Raw genomic sequence first — 16263 nt, forward strand, 5'->3', positions numbered from 1 at the left:
ACATCACACTCTACCCCCGGTTTGTTGACGCATCAGCATCTTCCGTCGTAGGTTCGCTGACGCATCAGCAATTTGCTGACGACCATGATTCGAGGAGATCACCATGTCGTTGTTCCGGCTCGACGCGAGCATCCGGGTAGAGGGTTCGCACAGCCGCGAGATCGCCGACATCGTGGAAGACGAGTGGCGCGCCGCACACCCGGACGACACGATCGTGCGCCGCCATCTCGGCACCGAGCCGCTGCCCTCGACGACCTGGGCCGACGCGGTGACGGCCGGCTACCTCCCGGCGGAGAAGCGCACGGCCGAGCAGCAGGCGGCGGTGGCGCTGGCGGCACAGCTCACCGACGAGCTGGCCGCCGCTGACGCGTTGCTGTTCGCGGTCCCGCTCTACAACTTCGGTGTCTCCCAGCACTTCAAGACCTGGGTCGACACGGTGATCACCGACCCGCGCATGGGCCCTGGCGCCACGCCGCTCCTCGCCGGCAAGCCGGCCGTGCTGGTCACGGTGCGCGGGGGTGCCTACGGAAGCGGAACTCCCCGGGAGGGCTGGGACCACGCCACCCCGTGGATGCGCCGCATCCTCGCCGACGTGTGGCAGCTCGACCTGAAGGTGGTCGAGGCCGAGTTCACCCTCGTCGGAGTCAACCCCGCCCTGGACGAGTTCAAGGACCTGGCCGCCCAGTTGCGTACCCAGGCCGAGGACCTGGCCCGCTCGCACGGCCGCGCCCTGCGCTGAAGGCCCGACCCCACCCCTGCCCCACCCCCCGCCCTCGTCGATCATGGAGTTAGGGCACCGCCCAAACCTCGTAATCGTCACCAATCAGGCGCCACAACTCCATGATCGACGGGGTGGGTCTTCGGGACGGGGCGAACGAGGGTCAGGTGAAGGCGGCGATGCCGGTGAGCTTTTGGCCGACGATCAACTGGTGGATCTCCGAGGTGCCCTCGTAGGTGAGCACGCTCTCCAGGTTGTCGCCGTGCCGCATCACCGGGTACTCCCCGGAGACGCCGTTCGCGCCGAGGATCGTGCGGCACTGCCGGGCGATGGCCAGCGCCTCCCGGACGTTGTTCAGCTTGCCGACGCTGACCTGCTCCGGGCGCAGCCCGCCCGCGTCGGCCAGCCGGCCGAGGTGCAGGGCGAGCAGGTACCCCTTCTGCCACTCCACCGCCATGTCGGCGAGCTTGGCCTGGGTGAGCTGGAAACCGGCGATCGGGCGGCCGAACTGGGTACGGGTGGTCGCGTACCGAAGGGTCGTCTCCAGGCACTCGCGGGCCGCGCCGAGCGCGCCCCAGACGATGCCGTACCGGGCCTCGGTGAGGCAGCTCAGCGGGGCCTTCAACCCGGCCGCCTCGGGCAGCAGGGCGTCCGCCGGGAGCCGGACGTCGTCGAGCGAGATCTCCCCGGTCACCGAGGCACGCAGCGACATCTTCCGCCGGATCTCCCGGGTGGTCACCCCGGGCGTGTCCATCGGTACGGCGAACCCGCGCACGCCCTCCTCGGTGCGGGCCCAGATCACCGCCACGTCGGCGACCGGCGCGTTGGTGATCCACATCTTGCCGCCGTTGAGCACCCAGTCGTCGCCGGCCCGGCGGGCCCGGGTCGCCATCGACGCCGGGTCGGAGCCGTGGTCCGGCTCGGTCAGCCCGAAGCAGCCGATCGCCTCGCCGGTCGCCATCGGGGGCAGCCAACGCTGCTTCTGCTCCTCGCTGCCGTAGCGCCAGATGGCGTACATGGCCAGCGAGCCCTGCACCGACACCAGGGACCGGACGCCCGAGTCGCCGGCCTCCAGCTCCAGGCAGGCCAGGCCGTACGCCACGGCCGTGGAGCCGGCGCAGCCGTACCCGGTCAGGTGCATGCCGAGCAGGCCGAGCTTGCCGAACTCCCGGGCCAGTTCGCGGGCGGGCACCTCGCCGCGCTCGTACCACTCGGCGACGTACGGGCGTACCCGGTCGTCGACCAGCCGGCGCACGACGGCGCGGATCTGCCGGTCCTCCTCGCCGAGCGACGAGTCCAGGTCGAGCAGGTCGATGGAGGGCGTGGTCATGCCGTCACCCTAACGACTCCTCAGGCGCGGCCGCGACGGCCACTACTCGGAGTGACCGCTCAGGACGAGCACCCGGGCGTGGATCTGGTTGCGCTGCTGGAGGGCGGCGCGCAGCGCCCGGTGCAGCCCGTCCTCCAGGTAGAGCCCGCCGTTCCACTGCACCACGTGCGGGAAGAGATCGCCGTAGAAGGTGGAGTCCTCGGCGAGGAGCTTGTCCAGCGCCAACTCCCGCTTGGTGGTGATGAGCTGGTCGAGGCGGAGCGGACGCGGCGGGATCTCGGCCCACTGCTTGAGGGTGAGGTGGTGCTCCGGGTAGGGACGCCCGTCCCGGACCGCTCTGAAGATCACGACAGCACGCTCCCCTCCCTTTGCCGAGTCGGCCGGCACCCCGCCAGCCGAGGGCCGCGGCGTGACACCGCGACCCAGCGGTATTCGATGACCTTGTCAGCCTAGCCGCCCCCGCCACTTCGCATTTTGCTCCCTCTTGTCAGTTTCGCTACTCAGCCGCTGCCCCGATGTCACGAGTGGGTGGCACTCGTCCCCAACGTCCCCGGTGCACCACCTCGTCCACCGGACGACGTCCCCGACGCAGGGACGGTGACCGCTGGTCCGACGCCCGGTAACCGATGGTGATCGCGCCGATCGGGGTGAACTCGGCCGGAACCTCGAACGCCGCCCGGTACGCGGCGGTGCGCTCCGGCGGGATGCCGAAGAAGCACGCGCCCAGGCCCTCGTCCACGGCAGTGAGCAGCATCAACAGCGCCGCGAACCCGGTGTCGACGTACCAGTACGGCACCGGCCAGCGCTCCTCGGCGCGGTCCGTCCAACCCTTGTCCGGTTCGGCGTACCGGTCGAGGTAGACGTCCCGGTTGGCGTGCGGCACCACGATCAGCGGGGCCCGCCGCATCCCGGTCAGCCAGCGGTCCCGGCCGCCCCGCTCCGGGGTGGCCGCCGACCAGAACCGCTCGCGGTCGGCCGGGTCGTCCAGCACCAGGAACCCCCAGCCCTGGGCGAACCCGGCCGACGGGGCGCGGACCGCGTGGTCGAGCAACCGGTCGACCACCTCCGGCGGGACGGGACGGTCCGGGTCGTAGTTGCGCACCATCCGTCGCCGCCGGACAACCTCCGCGAACTCCATGTGCGCCTTCCTCTCCATCGGTCGGCTCAGGCCCCGGGGCGGATGCCCCAGGCGCCCCGCCAGGTCTGGCCCGGGGCCAGCGTGATCAGGTCCCGCCCGGAACGGAACGCGTCCGGTGGGCACGTCATCGGCTCCACCGCCACCGACCGGCGGTGCCGCTCGCCGGTCAGGGCGTCGCCGGTGAAGACCTGCCACCAGCCAAACTCCGCGTCCGCCCAGAGGCGTACCGAGTCCGTGTCGTCCGGGGCGGCGAGGGTGACCGCCGAGCCGCCGTCGGCCTCCCGCACGAGGTCACCGAAGGTGTTGTCCAGCATCGCGTCGCCGATCGGGCGCGGCGTGGTCCAGTCGTACTTCGTGCCGGCCACCCGGGCCGCCCCGACCGGCAGCAGCCGGCCGTCCACCACCAGCCGCTTGCGCCCCGGCACCCGCATCAGCAGGTCGTCCACCGGCACTCCGGGCAGTCGCAGGTACGGGTGCACGGCGAGGCCGAACGGGGCCGGCTCGGCGGCGAGGTTGGTCGCCTCGTGCTCGGCACGCAGCCCGTCCGCCCCGACGCTCCACCGGGTGCGCAGCCGCAGCCGCCACGGGTACCAGGGCTGCGGGGCCAACTCGTACTCCACGATGACCGCGTCGTCGGCCTGCTCGACCAGCCGCCACGGCACCCAGTTGACCAGGCCGTGGATGGCGGTGTGCCGGCTCGGCTCGGTCAGCGGCAGCGCGTACGACCGCCCGTCGAACGTGTACGCGCCGTCCCGTACCCGGTTCGGCCAGGGGGCGAGCACCTGCCCGGCGCAACCGGGGCAGATCTCGTCAGCGGCGTAGCCGTCGACGTAGTCGACGCCGTCCCGGCGGTACGCCCGCAGTCCACCCCCCACCTCCACGATGACGGCCTGGTGGCCGGCGGCGGCGATGGTCCACTGTGCCCCGGAGGGCGGCTGCGGGTGGGTGGTCTGCATGCCGGCGACCCTAGTGCCTGGGCCCGGCTCCGCGCCGGTCGCCGCCTGGGGGACGGATCGAGCCGTCCTATGGCTGTCGGGTGTCGTCGGTCGAGGTGGTCCGGTACCGGACCAGGGCGGGGAAGCTGACCGCGAGCAGCACGGCCAACACCGCCGCGGCCAACCCGCCGCCGATCCAGGCGACCCCGCTGCCCAGACCGGCGGCCATCGTCCCGGCCCGCAGGTCGCCCAGCCGTGGTCCACCGGCGACCACCACCGTGTTCACCCCTTGGAGCCGACCGCGCATCCGGTCCGGCGCGTACACCAGCAGCATCGACTGCCGGAGCACCGCGCTGACCAGGTCGGCGGCACCGGCCACGGCGAGCAGCCCGACGGCCAGCCAGAGGTTCCCGGCGAGCCCGGCGGCGGCGACCGCGACACCCCAGCCGACCACCGCGACCACCAGCGCCAGCCCCTGCCGCCGGATCCGGCCGATCCAGCCGGAGGTCAGCCCGCCGAGCAGGGCCCCGATCGCGATCGCGCTGAACAGCCAGCCGACCGCCGCGCCACCGCCGAAACGTTCCTCGGCGATCTCGGGAAAGAGCGCCCGGGGCATGGCGAGGATCATGGCGATCAGGTCGATGCCGAACGACAGCAGCAGGACCGGGGTGGTGGCCAGGTAGCGGAACCCGTCCACCACGCCGGTCAGTCCCCGCCGACGCGGCCCGGCCCCCGCCGGGTCCGGTTCGGGAGGCAGCGCCGGCAACCCACGGGCTGCCCAGATCAGCGCGGTGAGCAGCAGGGCGTCCGCCGCGTACGCGATCGGCAGGCCGGTGTCGGTGCCCCAGATGCCGAAGATCAACCCGGCGACCATGGGTCCGGTCACCGTGGCCGCGGTGTTGGTGGTGTAGTTCAGGGTGCTCGCCGCCGGCACCAGGTCCAGCGGCACCAGCCGGGGCAGCATCGCGCTGCGCGCCGGCGAGGCGATCGCGAACCCGACCGACTGCACCGCGACCAGGGCCAGCAGCAGCACCGGGCTGCGTACCCCGAGCAGCGCCTGCACCAGCAGCCCGAGGGTGGCCGCCCAGAGCAGCAGCGAGCCGGCGAGCAGCACCTGGCGGCGGTCGCGGACGTCGGCGATCACCCCGCCCCAGAGCCCGAAGACCAGCAGCGGCAGGAACGCGGCCACCCCGATCAGACCGACCCAGAACGAGTCGCGGGTCAGGGCGTACATCTCGACGGGAACCGCGACGGCGGTGAACTGGAAGCCGAACATCGCCACGCTGTTGCCGGTCCAGAGCCGCCGGTACGCCGGCACGCGCAGCGGACGCAGGTCGATCGCCCAGCGCCGCCCGGCACCCGACCGGGCCTCCTTAACCCCGGCCTCAGCCTTCACCGCAGGCCCAGCCGTCACCCCCGGTTCGTCCTTCACCCCCGGTTCGTCCTTCACCCCGGCCCCGGCGGTCGCCCCAGGGCCGGTCTCCGACCCGGTCACGGCGGTCGCCCCAGGGCCGGTCTCCGACCCGGTCACGGCGGTCGCCCCGGGGCCGGTCTCCGCCCCGGTCACGGCGCGAGCCGCTCGACGACCCAGGCGCCCTGTCCGTCCCGGCGGTAGCGGAACCGGTCGTGCAGCCGGTTGGTCCGTCCCTGCCAGAACTCCACCATGTCCGGTACGACCCGCAGACCGCCCCAGTGCGGCGGGGGCGGGACCGGGTCGGTGCCGGCGAACCGCTCGGCCGCCTCCCGCTCGCGCGCCACCAGGTAGTCCCGGTCGGGGATCACCTGCGACTGCGGGCTGGCCCACGCGCCGAGCTGGGAACCACGCGGACGACTCGCGAAGTACGCTTCCGTCTCGGCCCGCTCCAACGGCACCACGCGTCCGGTGACCGTCACCTGCCGGCCGAGGGCGAACCACGGAAAGACCAGGCTGGCGTACGGATTGGCGAGCGCCTCGACGCCCTTGCGCGAGGTGTGGTTGGTGAAGAACACGTAGCCCTCGGAGTCGTACCGCTTGAGCAGGACGGTGCGCCCGCTCGGCCGGCCGGTCGCGTCGGCGGTGCCCAGCACCATCGCGGTCGGCTCGGGCAGGCCGGCGGCGACCACGTCGCGGAACCAACGGTCGAACTGGGTGCACCAGTCGACCGCCAGATCCGTACGGGAAAGCCCCTTCTCCTCGGCGTTCCCGGCCGGCCCGACGTCCGGGACCGCTGTGTCTCCCGTCACGTTCCCCTCCTCCTCGCCTGCCGATACGGTGCCACACAGCGCTGACCAGCGGCTTGTGCCCCGTGTCACCACGACATTGCGGTTGACCGCCCGGAAGGATGTCGGCTGTAGCACAGTGGTTGCGGGTCGCAGACCCGGTTACCCACCAGGCAAGATGTTCCGAAACATCCCTGAGGGTCGCCTACGGCGCCCGGCCGGTTGGCCGGATGAGCCCAGGCGGGCGCACCGAGCAGATCCAGGAGACGACATGGCCGACTTCAAACCGGGTCTGGAGGGCGTCGTCGCCTTCGAGACCGAGATCGCCGAGCCGGACCGCCAAGGCGGGTCGCTGCGCTACCGCGGAGTCGACATCGAGGACCTCATCGGCCAGGTCTCCTTCGGGAACGTCTGGGCGCTGCTGGTCGACGGGCGGTTCGGTCCCGGCCTGCCGCCGGCCGAGCCGTTCCCGGTGCCGGTGCACTCCGGCGACATCCGGGTGGACGTGCAGTCGGCGGTGGCGATGCTCGCCCCGTACTGGGGGCTCAGCCAACTCCTCGACATCTCTGACGAGCAGGCCCGCGAGGACCTGGCCCGGGTCTCGGTCACCGCGCTCTCCTTCGTCGCCCAGTCGGCCCGGGGCCTCGGCCTGCCGGCCGTGCCGCAGAAGGAGATCGACAAGGCGTCCACCATCGTCGAGCGGTTCATGAAGCGCTGGCGGGGCGAGCCCGACCCGCGCCACGTCAAGGCCGTCGACGCGTACTTCATCTCGGCCGCCGAGCACGGCATGAACGCCTCCACGTTCACCACCCGGATCGTCGCCTCCACCGGCGCCGACGCCGCCGCCTGCATCTCCTCCGGCATCGGCGCGCTCTCCGGCCCGCTGCACGGCGGCGCCCCGTCCCGCGTGCTGACCATGCTGGAGGCGGTCGAGCGCAGCGGCGACGCCGAGGGGTACGTCAAGGGCGTACTCGACCGGGGCGAGCGGCTGATGGGCTTCGGCCACCGGGTCTACCGGGCCGAGGACCCGCGCGCCCGGGTGCTCCGCCGCACCGCCCGCGAGCTGGGCGCGCCCCGCTTCGAGGTGGCCGAGGCGCTGGAGAAGGCCGCTCTGGCCGAGCTCCAGGCCCGCCGTCCGGACCGGGTCCTGGCCACCAACGTCGAGTTCTGGTCGGCCGTGGTGCTCGACTTCGCCGAGGTGCCGGCGCACATGTTCACCTCGATGTTCACCTGCGCGCGGATGGGCGGCTGGAGCGCGCACATCCTCGAGCAGAAGCGACTCAACCGGCTGGTCCGCCCGTCCGCCCACTACGTCGGCCACGGCCCCCGCAAGCCGCAGGACGTCGAAGGCTGGCGCGCCATCCCCCACGGCGTCTAACCCCCCACCCCCCACTCCGCCGATCATGGAGTTGTGGCGCCCGATTAGTGGCGTTTGCGAGGCTTGAGAGGTGCCCAAAGTCCATGATCGACGGGGCAGGGGGGTTGGCAGGGGGGCCGGGGATGTGGGCAGCGCCTCACCGATGGACGAGAGGCTGAAGGCGTTCCACGCGGGCGCGGATGGAAGGATGGGGGCCTCGGCAACGCCGCCGGCGAACCGCACCGCACCCCGGTCAAGTGGCCCACAGAAGGAAGCCTGATCACCGTGGCTGATGTTTCGACCATCCGGATTCCCGACGAGATCAAGCCCGCCGACGGCCGGTTCGGCTGCGGGCCGTCCAAGGTCCGTCCGGCGGCCGTGTCCGCGCTCGCCGACGTCGCGACCAGCTACCTCGGCACCTCGCACCGGCAGAAGACCGTCCGGGACCAGGTCGCTCGGCTGCGTCGCGGCCTCGCCGAGTTCTTCTCCCTCCCCGAGGGGTACGAGGTCGTGATCGGCAACGGTGGCACCACCGCCTTCTGGGAGGTCGCCGCCTTCGGTCTGGTCCGTGACCGGGCGCAGTTCGCCAGCTTCGGCGAGTTCGGGGCGAAGTTCGCCAAGGCGGTCAAGGAGGCGCCGTTCCTCGGTGAGCCGACCGTCCGCAAGTCCGACCCGGGCAGCGCGCCGTCCCTGGTCGCCGAGGCCGGCGTCGACGTCTACGCCACCCCGCACAACGAGACCTCGACCGGCGTGGCCGTGCCGATCGCCCGGGTGGGCGGGGCCGACCCCGGCTCGCTGCTGCTGGTGGACGCCACCTCCGGTGCCGGCGGCCTGGACGTCAACGTCGGCGAGACCGACGTCTACTACTTCGCCCCGCAGAAGTGCTTCGGCTCCGACGGCGGCCTCTGGATCGCGCTGATGTCGCCGGCCGCGCTGGAGCGGGCCACCGAGATCAAGGGCTCGGGTCGGTACATCCCGGCCTTCCTCGACCTGGTCACCGCGATCGACAACTCGCGGCTGGAGCAGACCTACAACACCCCGGCGCTGGCCACGATCTTCCTGGCCGCCGAGCAGACCGACTGGATGAACGCGCAGGGCGGGCTCTCCTGGGCCGCCAAGCGCACCGCCGAGAGCGCCGGCATCGTGTACGGCTGGGCCGAGCGGTCCGCGGTGGCCACCCCGTTCGTCAGCGACCCGGCGCTGCGCTCCAACGTGGTCGCCACCATCGACTTCGCCGACGGCGTGGACGCCTCGGCGATCGCGAAGGCGCTGCGTGCCAACGGTGTCGTCGACACCGAGCCGTACCGCAAGCTCGGCCGCAACCAGCTCCGGGTGGCGCTCTTCCCGGCGGTGGAGCCGGCGGACGTCGAGGCGCTGACCGCCTCGATCGACTACGTCGTCGAGCGGCTCTAACCGCTATGGTGGGGGACGTCGCTGACCAGCGGCGTCCCTACGACTGTGATTCCTGACCAGCTCAGCCGTGACATGCGGGCGTGGCATCCCCCACCCCGCCGGCGGATGGGCGTACCGTGTTGACCAGACGCCCGGGTGGCTGACTCGTGGCGTGCGGCCAGCGAAGCGGGACGGAGGCAACGTCATGCGCCCAGTACGCTTCGTCGCCCTCTCCGAGGACGGCCAGGCCCTGGTGCTCGCCGACGAGGTCGGGCGGCTGCTCGCCCTGCCCATCGACGAGCGCGTCACCCACGTGCTGCACGCCGAACCGGGCGCGCCGCCGTTGACCGTCGCGACCGAACGGGCCCCCGACCCGATCCCCTCGCTCTCCCCGCGGGACATCCAGGCCCGGATCCGCTCCGGCGAGTCCGCCGAGGACGTCGCCCGGATCGCCGGTGTCCCGGTCGACCGGGTGCTCCGCTACGCCGGCCCGGTGCTCCAGGAGCGGGCCATGCTCGCCCAGCACGCCCGGCGGACCCGGCTCAAGGGCGCCGAGAAGCCCACCCCGCTCGCCGAGGTGGTCAACGGCCGGCTGGCCCAGCACGGCATCGACACCGAGAAGATCTCCTGGGACGCGTACCGGCGCGACGACGGCACCTGGCGGATCATCGCCACCTGGCCGTCCGGCAAGGCCACCGCGCAGGCGATCTGGGATCTCGACAAGACCCGGCAGAGCGTCGCCCCGCACGACGACATGGCACAGTACCTCTGCGCCGAGCGGCCCACCCCGATCCTCGGGCAGGAGCTGGCCCCGGAGCGGGGTCACGCGCTGCCCGGCCCGTCGCGCGCCGAGCCGAGCCGGGGCGGTCACGGCCTGCCGGCCCCCGTCGAGCGGGCCCGGCCGACCCGGGACCCGATCCGGGCCGGCCGGGACGCCCTGCTCGCCTCGCTGGACCGACCGCTCGGCTCGACCTCCGGCCGGGGCCTCGAACCGCGTACCCCGGCCGCCCTCGGCGACCAGGAGACGCCCCGCCAGCGGGCGATCAGCGGCGGCGCGGCGGCGCTGCTCGGCGGTGGCCAGGGTTCGGCGTTCGACGACGACTCGGACGCGCCGAAGGAGGTGCCGGCCGTGCCGTCGCTGGCGGTGCTCCGGCCCCGGCGCACCGGCGCGCCCGCCGCCGAGACCACCGCCGAGACCACCGGCAAGCCGCGCAAGCGGCTGCCGAGCTGGGACGACGTTCTCTTCGGCTCCGGTCCGGCGGCCCGCGAGTCCTCCTGACCCGACCGGCCGACTGGCTGCCGGGAGTACCCATTCACCGCACCGCTGTCCGGTGCGGTGAACCGGGCCGTGGCAGGGTGAGCCCATGGAGTACACGAACCTCGGCCGGACCGGTCTCTCGGTGAGCCGGCTCTGCCTCGGCACCATGAACTTCGGACCGCAGACCAGCGAACCCGACAGCTTCGCGATCATGGACCGGGCGCTGGAGCACGGCCTGAACTTCTTCGACACCGCCAACGTCTACGGCTGGAAGACCGGTGAGGGGGTCACCGAGCAGATCATCGGCCGGTGGTTCGCCCAGGGCGGCGGCCGCCGGGAGAAGGTCGTGCTGGCGACCAAGGTCTACGGCAAGATGGGTGACTGGCCGAACGACCAGGGCCTCTCCGCCCGGCACATCGTCCGGGCCTGCGAGGACTCGCTGCGCCGGCTCCAGACCGACACCATCGACCTCTACCAGATGCACCACATCTCGCGGAGCACGCCGTGGGAGGAGATCTGGCAGGCGATGGAGACCCTGGTGGCGCAGGGCAAGGTCCTCTACGTTGGATCGTCCAACTTCGCCGGGTGGCACCTCGCCGTCGCCCAGGCCGCCGCCGGCCGGCGCAACTTCCTCGGGCTCGTCTCGGAACAGTGCATCTACAACCTGTTCACCAGGTTCGTCGAACTGGAGGTGATCCCGGCCGCCCAGCACCTCGGCCTCGGGATCATCCCCTGGTCGCCACTGCACGGCGGGCTGCTCGCCGGGGTGCTGGCCAAGATGGCCGCCGGCGGGGCGGCGCGCGGCACCACCGGCCGCTCCGGCGACGCGCTGGCCGAGCACCGCGAGACCATCGAGGCGTACGAGCGGCTCTGCGCGGACCTCGGCCACGATCCGGCCGATGTGGCGCTGGGCTGGCTGCTCTCCCGTCCGGGGGTGACCGCGCCGATCATCGGCCCCCGGACCGTCGAGCAGCTCGACCGGTCCCTCGGCGCCCTGGCGGTCCGCCTCGACGAGGCGACCGAGGATCGGCTCGACGAGCTCTTCCCACCGGTGGGCAGTGGCGGTCCCGCCCCCGAGGCGTGGGCCTGGTAGCCACGGCACCGCCCGGCGGCCGGGCCGGGGGCGTCAGCGGGGCGGCTGGGCCGGGACGTCGGCCGGGGCCGGCGCGTCAGCTGGGTAGCAGGGGTCCCCTGCAGTGACTATGTGCCTGCAGGGGACCCCTGCTACCACCCCAACCCCAGCCCAACCCAGCCCCACCCGCCCGCCGGCGGGGTCACAGCGGCCAGGTGGCGCGGTGGTCGTACCGGCGGTCCGGACCGAGGTGGCTGCGGACCAGCGCCATCTCGGTCGCCGGCCAGCTCGGCCCGAGGTAGCCATTCAGGGCGATCCGGTCCTCCTCGACGTCCAGCCGGTCGCCGGGGCGGGCGATGGTCAGGTGGGGCCGGAACGGACGGTCGTCGTGCGGCAGTCCGGCGGCGCGCAGCTCGTCCCGGATCCGCTCGGCGAGCGTTCGCAGCCGCTCCACCTCGCCGAGCACGTCCACCCAGAGCACGGTGCTCCGGCCGCGCCCGAATTGGCCGCCGCGGCCGAGCCGGAGTCGGGGCGGTTCCGGTCCCTGGCACGAGCCAACGGCCCGGCCCAGCGCGTCCTCGACGGCGGCCAGGCGGTCGTCCTCCACCTCGCCGAGGAAGGCCAGGGTGACGTGCGCGTTCGCCGGGTCGGCCAGCCGCACGTTGGTGCCGGCCGTGGCGGCCAGCCCGATCCGCAGCCGGGCGACCTGCGCGGCGAGGTCAGCCAGCGCCTCCGGGGGTGGGTGGATCGCGACGAACAGTCTCATCCGCGAGCGCGGGTCACCGGTGCCGTTGGCGGTGGTCGGTGGTGGCGGCCGGCAGGAGCAGCCCGGCAGCGTGCAGCGCCCCCTCGACACGGATCCGCTCGATCTCCCGGTCGACCCCGTCCAGCTCGGTCAGGTGTTCGGGGACGCCGAGGCACCGGCAGGCCAGCCGGAGGCGTTCGTCGTACGCCTGGATCAGCAGCAGGGGCCAGACGACGGGCCGTCCCCCACGCCCCAGCCGGTACGCGCGGAGCCGCCACAGGTCGGCGGCGAGCTGTTCCACCGGCCGGCGGTCCGGCCGATCGAACTCGGTGAGGTCGATGTCCCGGGTGAGCGTGTCGGCGTCGACGGCCCGGTCGAGCCCGGCGATCGTCCGCCGCTCCCGGCGGCGGGCACGCCAACGCGGCCAGACACCGGCGATCCGCTCGAGGCGGTCGTCTCCGCAGCACACCAGAACGACCGCGGCCGGTAGACACACCACGAGGAGGATCACCAGTGCGAGCAGCATCGCCCGACCGATCTCCACGTATCGACGCTAATCCCGCACACCGCGCCGTGCCAGCGGAATGCCGGTATCCGGTCGGGGATGTTCCACCGGACACCGGCCTCCATGGCCCGCTGTGGGCTCGACCGGACGGCTCAGCAGTCGGAGGGCGAGACGACGTAGAACCGGGGCAGCGGGAGGATCCGCAGCCGGATCCGGGCACCGGAGCGGCGCAGTTGCCAGGTCAGGGCCAGTCCGGCGGCGGTGAGCGAGATCAGCCCGCCGGCCCAGATGCTCGCGCCGGCACCGTACGTCTCGGCCACCCAACCGATGAGCGGCGCGCCGACCGGGTTGGTGCCGAGGAAGACGAGCACCCAGAGCGACATCACCCGGCCCCGGAAGGCGGCGTCGGTGCCGAGCTGCACCCGCTGGTTGGCCGCCTGGGCGAAGTAGATCAGGAAGAAGCCGGTCGGCATGAGCAGCGCGACGACCAGCCAGTAGGCGGGCGCGAGCCCGACCAGGGTGCCGAACACCGAACAGGCGACCGCCGCGCCGAGCACCACCCAGACTGACGGACGGCTGCGCCGTCCGCTGCCGGCCAGCGCACCGGCGAGTGAGCCCACCGCGAGCGTGGTGGTGAACAGGCCGAACGAGGCGGCACCGGTGTTGAAGACGGTCTTGGCCAGGGCGGCCAGGGTGAGCTGGAAGTTGAACAGGCTCATCCCCATGACGGACATCAGCGCCATCGGCAGCAGCAGGTCGGGGCGCTTGGCGACGTACCGCAGCCCGTCGACCACCTTCGCCGAGCCGCGTTCCGCCATCGGAGGCAGTGCCTCCCGGTGCAGCTCGGCGGGGTTCATCCGGACCACGTTGGCCAGCGGGGCGAGCGAGCTGAGCGCGCTGACCAGGAAGACCGGGCCGACGTCGACGATGGCGATGGCGACCCCGGCGACGGCAGGCCCGATGATCCGGGCGCTGTTGAAGGTGGCCGCCGAGAGGGCGAGCGCGTTCGGCAGCAGCGGCGTGCCGACCAGCTCGGAGACGAACGCCTGCCGGACCGGGGTCTCCACCGCGTTGGCGACGCCGAGCAGGGCGGCGAAGGCGAAGACGTGCCAGAGCTGCACCAGGTCGGTGACGACCAGCAGGCTCATGCCGAGGGCGAGCACGCTCCAGAAGGCGTTGGCGACGAAGAGGAGGAGGCGCTTGTCGTACCGGTCGGCGAGGCGGCCGGAGAGGAGGGTGAGGAGCAGGACCGGGGTGAACTGGAGCGCGGTGACGATGCCGAGCGCGGTGGCGGAGTCGTCGGAGAGTTCGAGGACGAGCCAGTCCTGGGCGATGAACATCATCCAGACGCCGATCAACTTGATCAACTGTCCGGATGCGAAGAGCCGGTAGTTACGGATTCGTAGGGACTGGAACATCGTGCTCAGCTTCGTCCGCACGCTCGGTGCGCCTCCTCGGGTACGCGTCATCCACGGTGGACGGCGCGGACCCGGTGGCGTTTCAGCCGCGGGCGATCCGTTGCAGGATCTCGGCGGCCCGATCGAGGACGTCGAGATCCTCCTCGGTCAGGTCGGCCAGCCGGGTGGCCAGCCATCCGTCGCGGGCCCGCTCGAACTGGTCGAGCACGGCCTGCCCCCCGTCGGTGACCGTCAGGATGACCTGCCGGCCGTCGGTCGGGTGCGGGGTACGGCGAACCAGCCCGCGATCCTCCAGCTTCGCGACGATCTTGGTCATCGTCGGAGGCTGTACCCGCTCGACGTCGGCCAGCTCCCTGGGTGTGAGCGCACCGGCCAGCCGGAGGCTGGTCAGGGCCGAGAGCTGGGTCACCGTCAGGTCACCCACCGGGCGGGCCTGGCGGACCCGTCGATTGAGCCGAGTGAGCGCATCACGCAGGTGTTGCGCCAGTTGCGTCGGTGGCACGCGTCTCGTCGTCACCGTCCGCTCCGTCACATTGGTTAGCCTAGCTAATAAGCCGGGCTAACGACATCCGATATGAGCAGCCTCACCAGGAGGTTCGTCCCTGTTCGGCCCGGAACAGCCGTAAGGCGTTCCGGGCCGAGCGGGTGTCACAGGAGCACGGCCTCGACCGGCCCCCGCAGGAAGTACACCACGAAGAGGGCGGCCACCCCGTACAGCAGGGGGTGCACCTCGCGGGCCTTGCCCTTCGCCAGCTTCACCACCACGTACGTGATCAGGCCCGCGCCGATCCCGTTCGAGATCGAGTAGGTGAAGGGCATCAGCACGATGGTGAGGAACGCTGGGATGGCGATCTCGTAGTCGGTCCAGTCGATGGTCCGCACCGAGGTCATCATCAGGAAGCCGACCACCACCAGCGCGGTCGAGGCCGCCTCGAACGGCACGATCACCACCAGCGGCGCGAGGAACATCGCCAGCAGGAAGAGCCCGCCGGTGACCAGGTTCGCCGCGCCGGTCCGGGCACCCTCCGCGACACCCGCCGCGCTCTCGATGTACGAGGTGTTGCTCGACGTGCTCGCCGCACCACCGGCCGCCGCGGCGATCGAGTCGACCAGCAGGATCTCCTTCGCCCGCGGCGGGGTGCCCCGCTCGTCGAGCATGTTCCCCTCCTGGCCGACCGCGACCATCGTCCCCATCGTGTCGAAGAAGTCCGTGATCAGCAGGGTGAAGACGAACATCAGCACGACCAGCCAGCCGGCCTGGCTCCACGAGTCGAGGACGTTGAAGTTGCCGAGCAGGGAGAGATCCGGCACGTCCACCACCTGCTTCGGCAGCTCCGGCACGTTGAGCGCCCAGCCCTTCGGGTTGGGCTGGCCGTTCACCACGGACGGGCCGACGTTCGCGATCGCCTCGACCACGATCGCCAGCACCGTCGAGGTCAGGATGCCGATCAGGATCGCACCCCGGACCTTGCGCACCACCAGCACCAGGGTCACCAGCAGGCCGATCACGAAGACCAGCATCGGCCAGCTCACCAGCTTGCCGCCGATGCCCAGCCCGACCGGGACGGTGGTGTTCGCCTTGTCCGGCACCCGGCGCACGAACCCGGCGTCGACCAGGCCGATGATGGTCAGGAAGAGGCCGATGCCGACGCCGATCGCCGTCTTCATCTGGGTCGGGACGGAGCGGAAGACCGCCGTCCGCAGCCCGGTGAGCACGAGGATGGCGATGATCACACCCTCGATGAACACCAGGCCCATCGCGTCCGCCCAGGTCATCTGCGGCGCGATCTCGTACGCGACCAGCGCGTTCACGCCGAGCCCGGCGGCCAGCGCCAGCGGGAACCGGCCCACCACACCCATCAGGAGGGTCATCACACCGGCGACCAGCGCGGTCGCCGCCGCCAGGGCGGGAATCGCGAGGCGCTCGCCCGCGCCGTCGACCGCCCCGCCGATGATCAACGGATTCAGCACCACGATGTACGCCATCGTGAAGAACGTGGCGAGGCCACCGCGCATCTCCCGCCCGAGGGTCGACCCACGGGCGGAAATTTCGAAGAACCGGTCGAAGCCACTGCGAGGGCGGGCGGCGTCGGAGGGTGTGGCGGGCTCGGGGGGCGCTGTGTCCATTCGGTTCCTCGCAGATGATCTTCCGGTTGTCGGGCCGCATCGTCGCAGATCAGGGGCTACCAGGGAAAG

16 protein-coding genes are annotated in these 16263 nt (G+C 72.1%); 5 read left to right on the top strand and 11 right to left on the bottom strand.

The features are described from left to right. Positions 1–103 precede the first annotated feature (103 nt). Complete coding sequence (locus GA0074692_RS22650; protein WP_091647262.1) at positions 104–739, top strand: FMN-dependent NADH-azoreductase; 636 nt, start codon at positions 104–106, stop codon at positions 737–739. A 142-nt stretch (positions 740–881) separates the two neighbouring features. Here the strand turns inward: GA0074692_RS22650 and GA0074692_RS22655 are convergent, their stop codons facing one another. The 6 genes from GA0074692_RS22655 to pdxH form a co-directional block, all read right to left on the bottom strand. Further along, complete coding sequence (locus GA0074692_RS22655) at positions 882–2048, bottom strand: acyl-CoA dehydrogenase family protein (protein WP_091647265.1); 1167 nt, start codon at positions 2046–2048, stop codon at positions 882–884. Positions 2049–2090: 42 nt separating this feature from the next. Then, on the bottom strand, positions 2091–2396 hold the full coding sequence (locus tag GA0074692_RS22660; RefSeq protein ID WP_091647267.1) for a type II toxin-antitoxin system VapB family antitoxin: 306 nt from the start codon (positions 2394–2396) through the stop codon (positions 2091–2093). 148 nt (positions 2397–2544) lie between these two features. Next, a complete protein-coding gene (locus GA0074692_RS22665) occupies positions 2545–3186 on the bottom strand; it encodes a nitroreductase family protein (RefSeq protein WP_091647269.1) in 642 nt (213 codons plus the stop codon). Positions 3187–3212: 26 nt separating this feature from the next. Continuing rightward, on the bottom strand, positions 3213–4142 hold the full coding sequence (locus GA0074692_RS22670) for an aldose 1-epimerase family protein (protein WP_091647271.1): 930 nt from the start codon (positions 4140–4142) through the stop codon (positions 3213–3215). A gap of 67 nt (positions 4143–4209) precedes the next feature. Further along, positions 4210–5517 carry an MFS transporter gene (locus GA0074692_RS22675; RefSeq protein ID WP_091653944.1) on the bottom strand — a complete coding sequence of 436 codons (1308 nt, stop codon included), beginning with the start codon at positions 5515–5517 and terminating at the stop codon, positions 4210–4212. 167 nt (positions 5518–5684) lie between these two features. Beyond that, entirely contained in the window at positions 5685–6344 is a 660-nt protein-coding gene (pdxH, locus tag GA0074692_RS22680; protein ID WP_091647273.1) for a pyridoxamine 5'-phosphate oxidase, read from the bottom strand. 247 nt (positions 6345–6591) lie between these two features. Between pdxH and GA0074692_RS22685 the strand changes: the two genes are divergently transcribed. The 4 genes from GA0074692_RS22685 to GA0074692_RS22700 all read left to right on the top strand — a co-directional run bounded on the left by GA0074692_RS22685 (position 6592) and on the right by GA0074692_RS22700 (position 11420). Next, the gene (locus GA0074692_RS22685; RefSeq protein ID WP_091647275.1) at positions 6592–7698 is read left to right on the top strand and encodes a citrate synthase 2; all 1107 of its coding nucleotides are present in this window, start codon (positions 6592–6594) and stop codon (positions 7696–7698) included. 264 nt (positions 7699–7962) lie between these two features. Then, entirely contained in the window at positions 7963–9090 is a 1128-nt protein-coding gene (serC, locus tag GA0074692_RS22690) for a phosphoserine transaminase (RefSeq protein ID WP_091647277.1), read from the top strand. Positions 9091–9274: 184 nt separating this feature from the next. Further along, positions 9275–10348, top strand: coding sequence for a septation protein SepH (sepH, locus tag GA0074692_RS22695; protein WP_091647280.1), 1074 nt, complete (start codon positions 9275–9277; stop codon positions 10346–10348). A gap of 85 nt (positions 10349–10433) precedes the next feature. After that, entirely contained in the window at positions 10434–11420 is a 987-nt protein-coding gene (locus GA0074692_RS22700; RefSeq protein ID WP_091647282.1) for an aldo/keto reductase, read from the top strand. 181 nt (positions 11421–11601) lie between these two features. On the opposite strand, the gene thpR is transcribed toward GA0074692_RS22700, so the two are convergent. The 5 genes from thpR to GA0074692_RS22725 form a co-directional block, all read right to left on the bottom strand. Then, positions 11602–12165, bottom strand: a complete 564-nt coding sequence (gene thpR, locus GA0074692_RS22705) for an RNA 2',3'-cyclic phosphodiesterase (RefSeq protein ID WP_091647284.1) — start codon at positions 12163–12165, stop codon at positions 11602–11604. 13 nt (positions 12166–12178) lie between these two features. Beyond that, positions 12179–12688: a hypothetical protein gene (locus GA0074692_RS22710; RefSeq protein ID WP_091647286.1), complete on the bottom strand. Its 510-nt coding sequence runs from the start codon at positions 12686–12688 to the stop codon at positions 12179–12181. Positions 12689–12801: 113 nt separating this feature from the next. After that, a complete protein-coding gene (locus GA0074692_RS22715; protein WP_091647289.1) occupies positions 12802–14088 on the bottom strand; it encodes an MFS transporter in 1287 nt (428 codons plus the stop codon). A gap of 61 nt (positions 14089–14149) precedes the next feature. After that, positions 14150–14599 carry a MarR family winged helix-turn-helix transcriptional regulator gene (locus GA0074692_RS22720; RefSeq protein ID WP_176738554.1) on the bottom strand — a complete coding sequence of 150 codons (450 nt, stop codon included), beginning with the start codon at positions 14597–14599 and terminating at the stop codon, positions 14150–14152. Between the two features lie 116 nt (positions 14600–14715). Beyond that, complete coding sequence (locus tag GA0074692_RS22725; RefSeq protein WP_091647295.1) at positions 14716–16194, bottom strand: NCS2 family permease; 1479 nt, start codon at positions 16192–16194, stop codon at positions 14716–14718. Positions 16195–16263: the final 69 nt, after the last annotated feature.

This window comes from Micromonospora pallida, from assembly GCF_900090325.1.
Classification (GTDB): Bacteria; Actinomycetota; Actinomycetes; order Mycobacteriales; family Micromonosporaceae; genus Micromonospora; species Micromonospora pallida.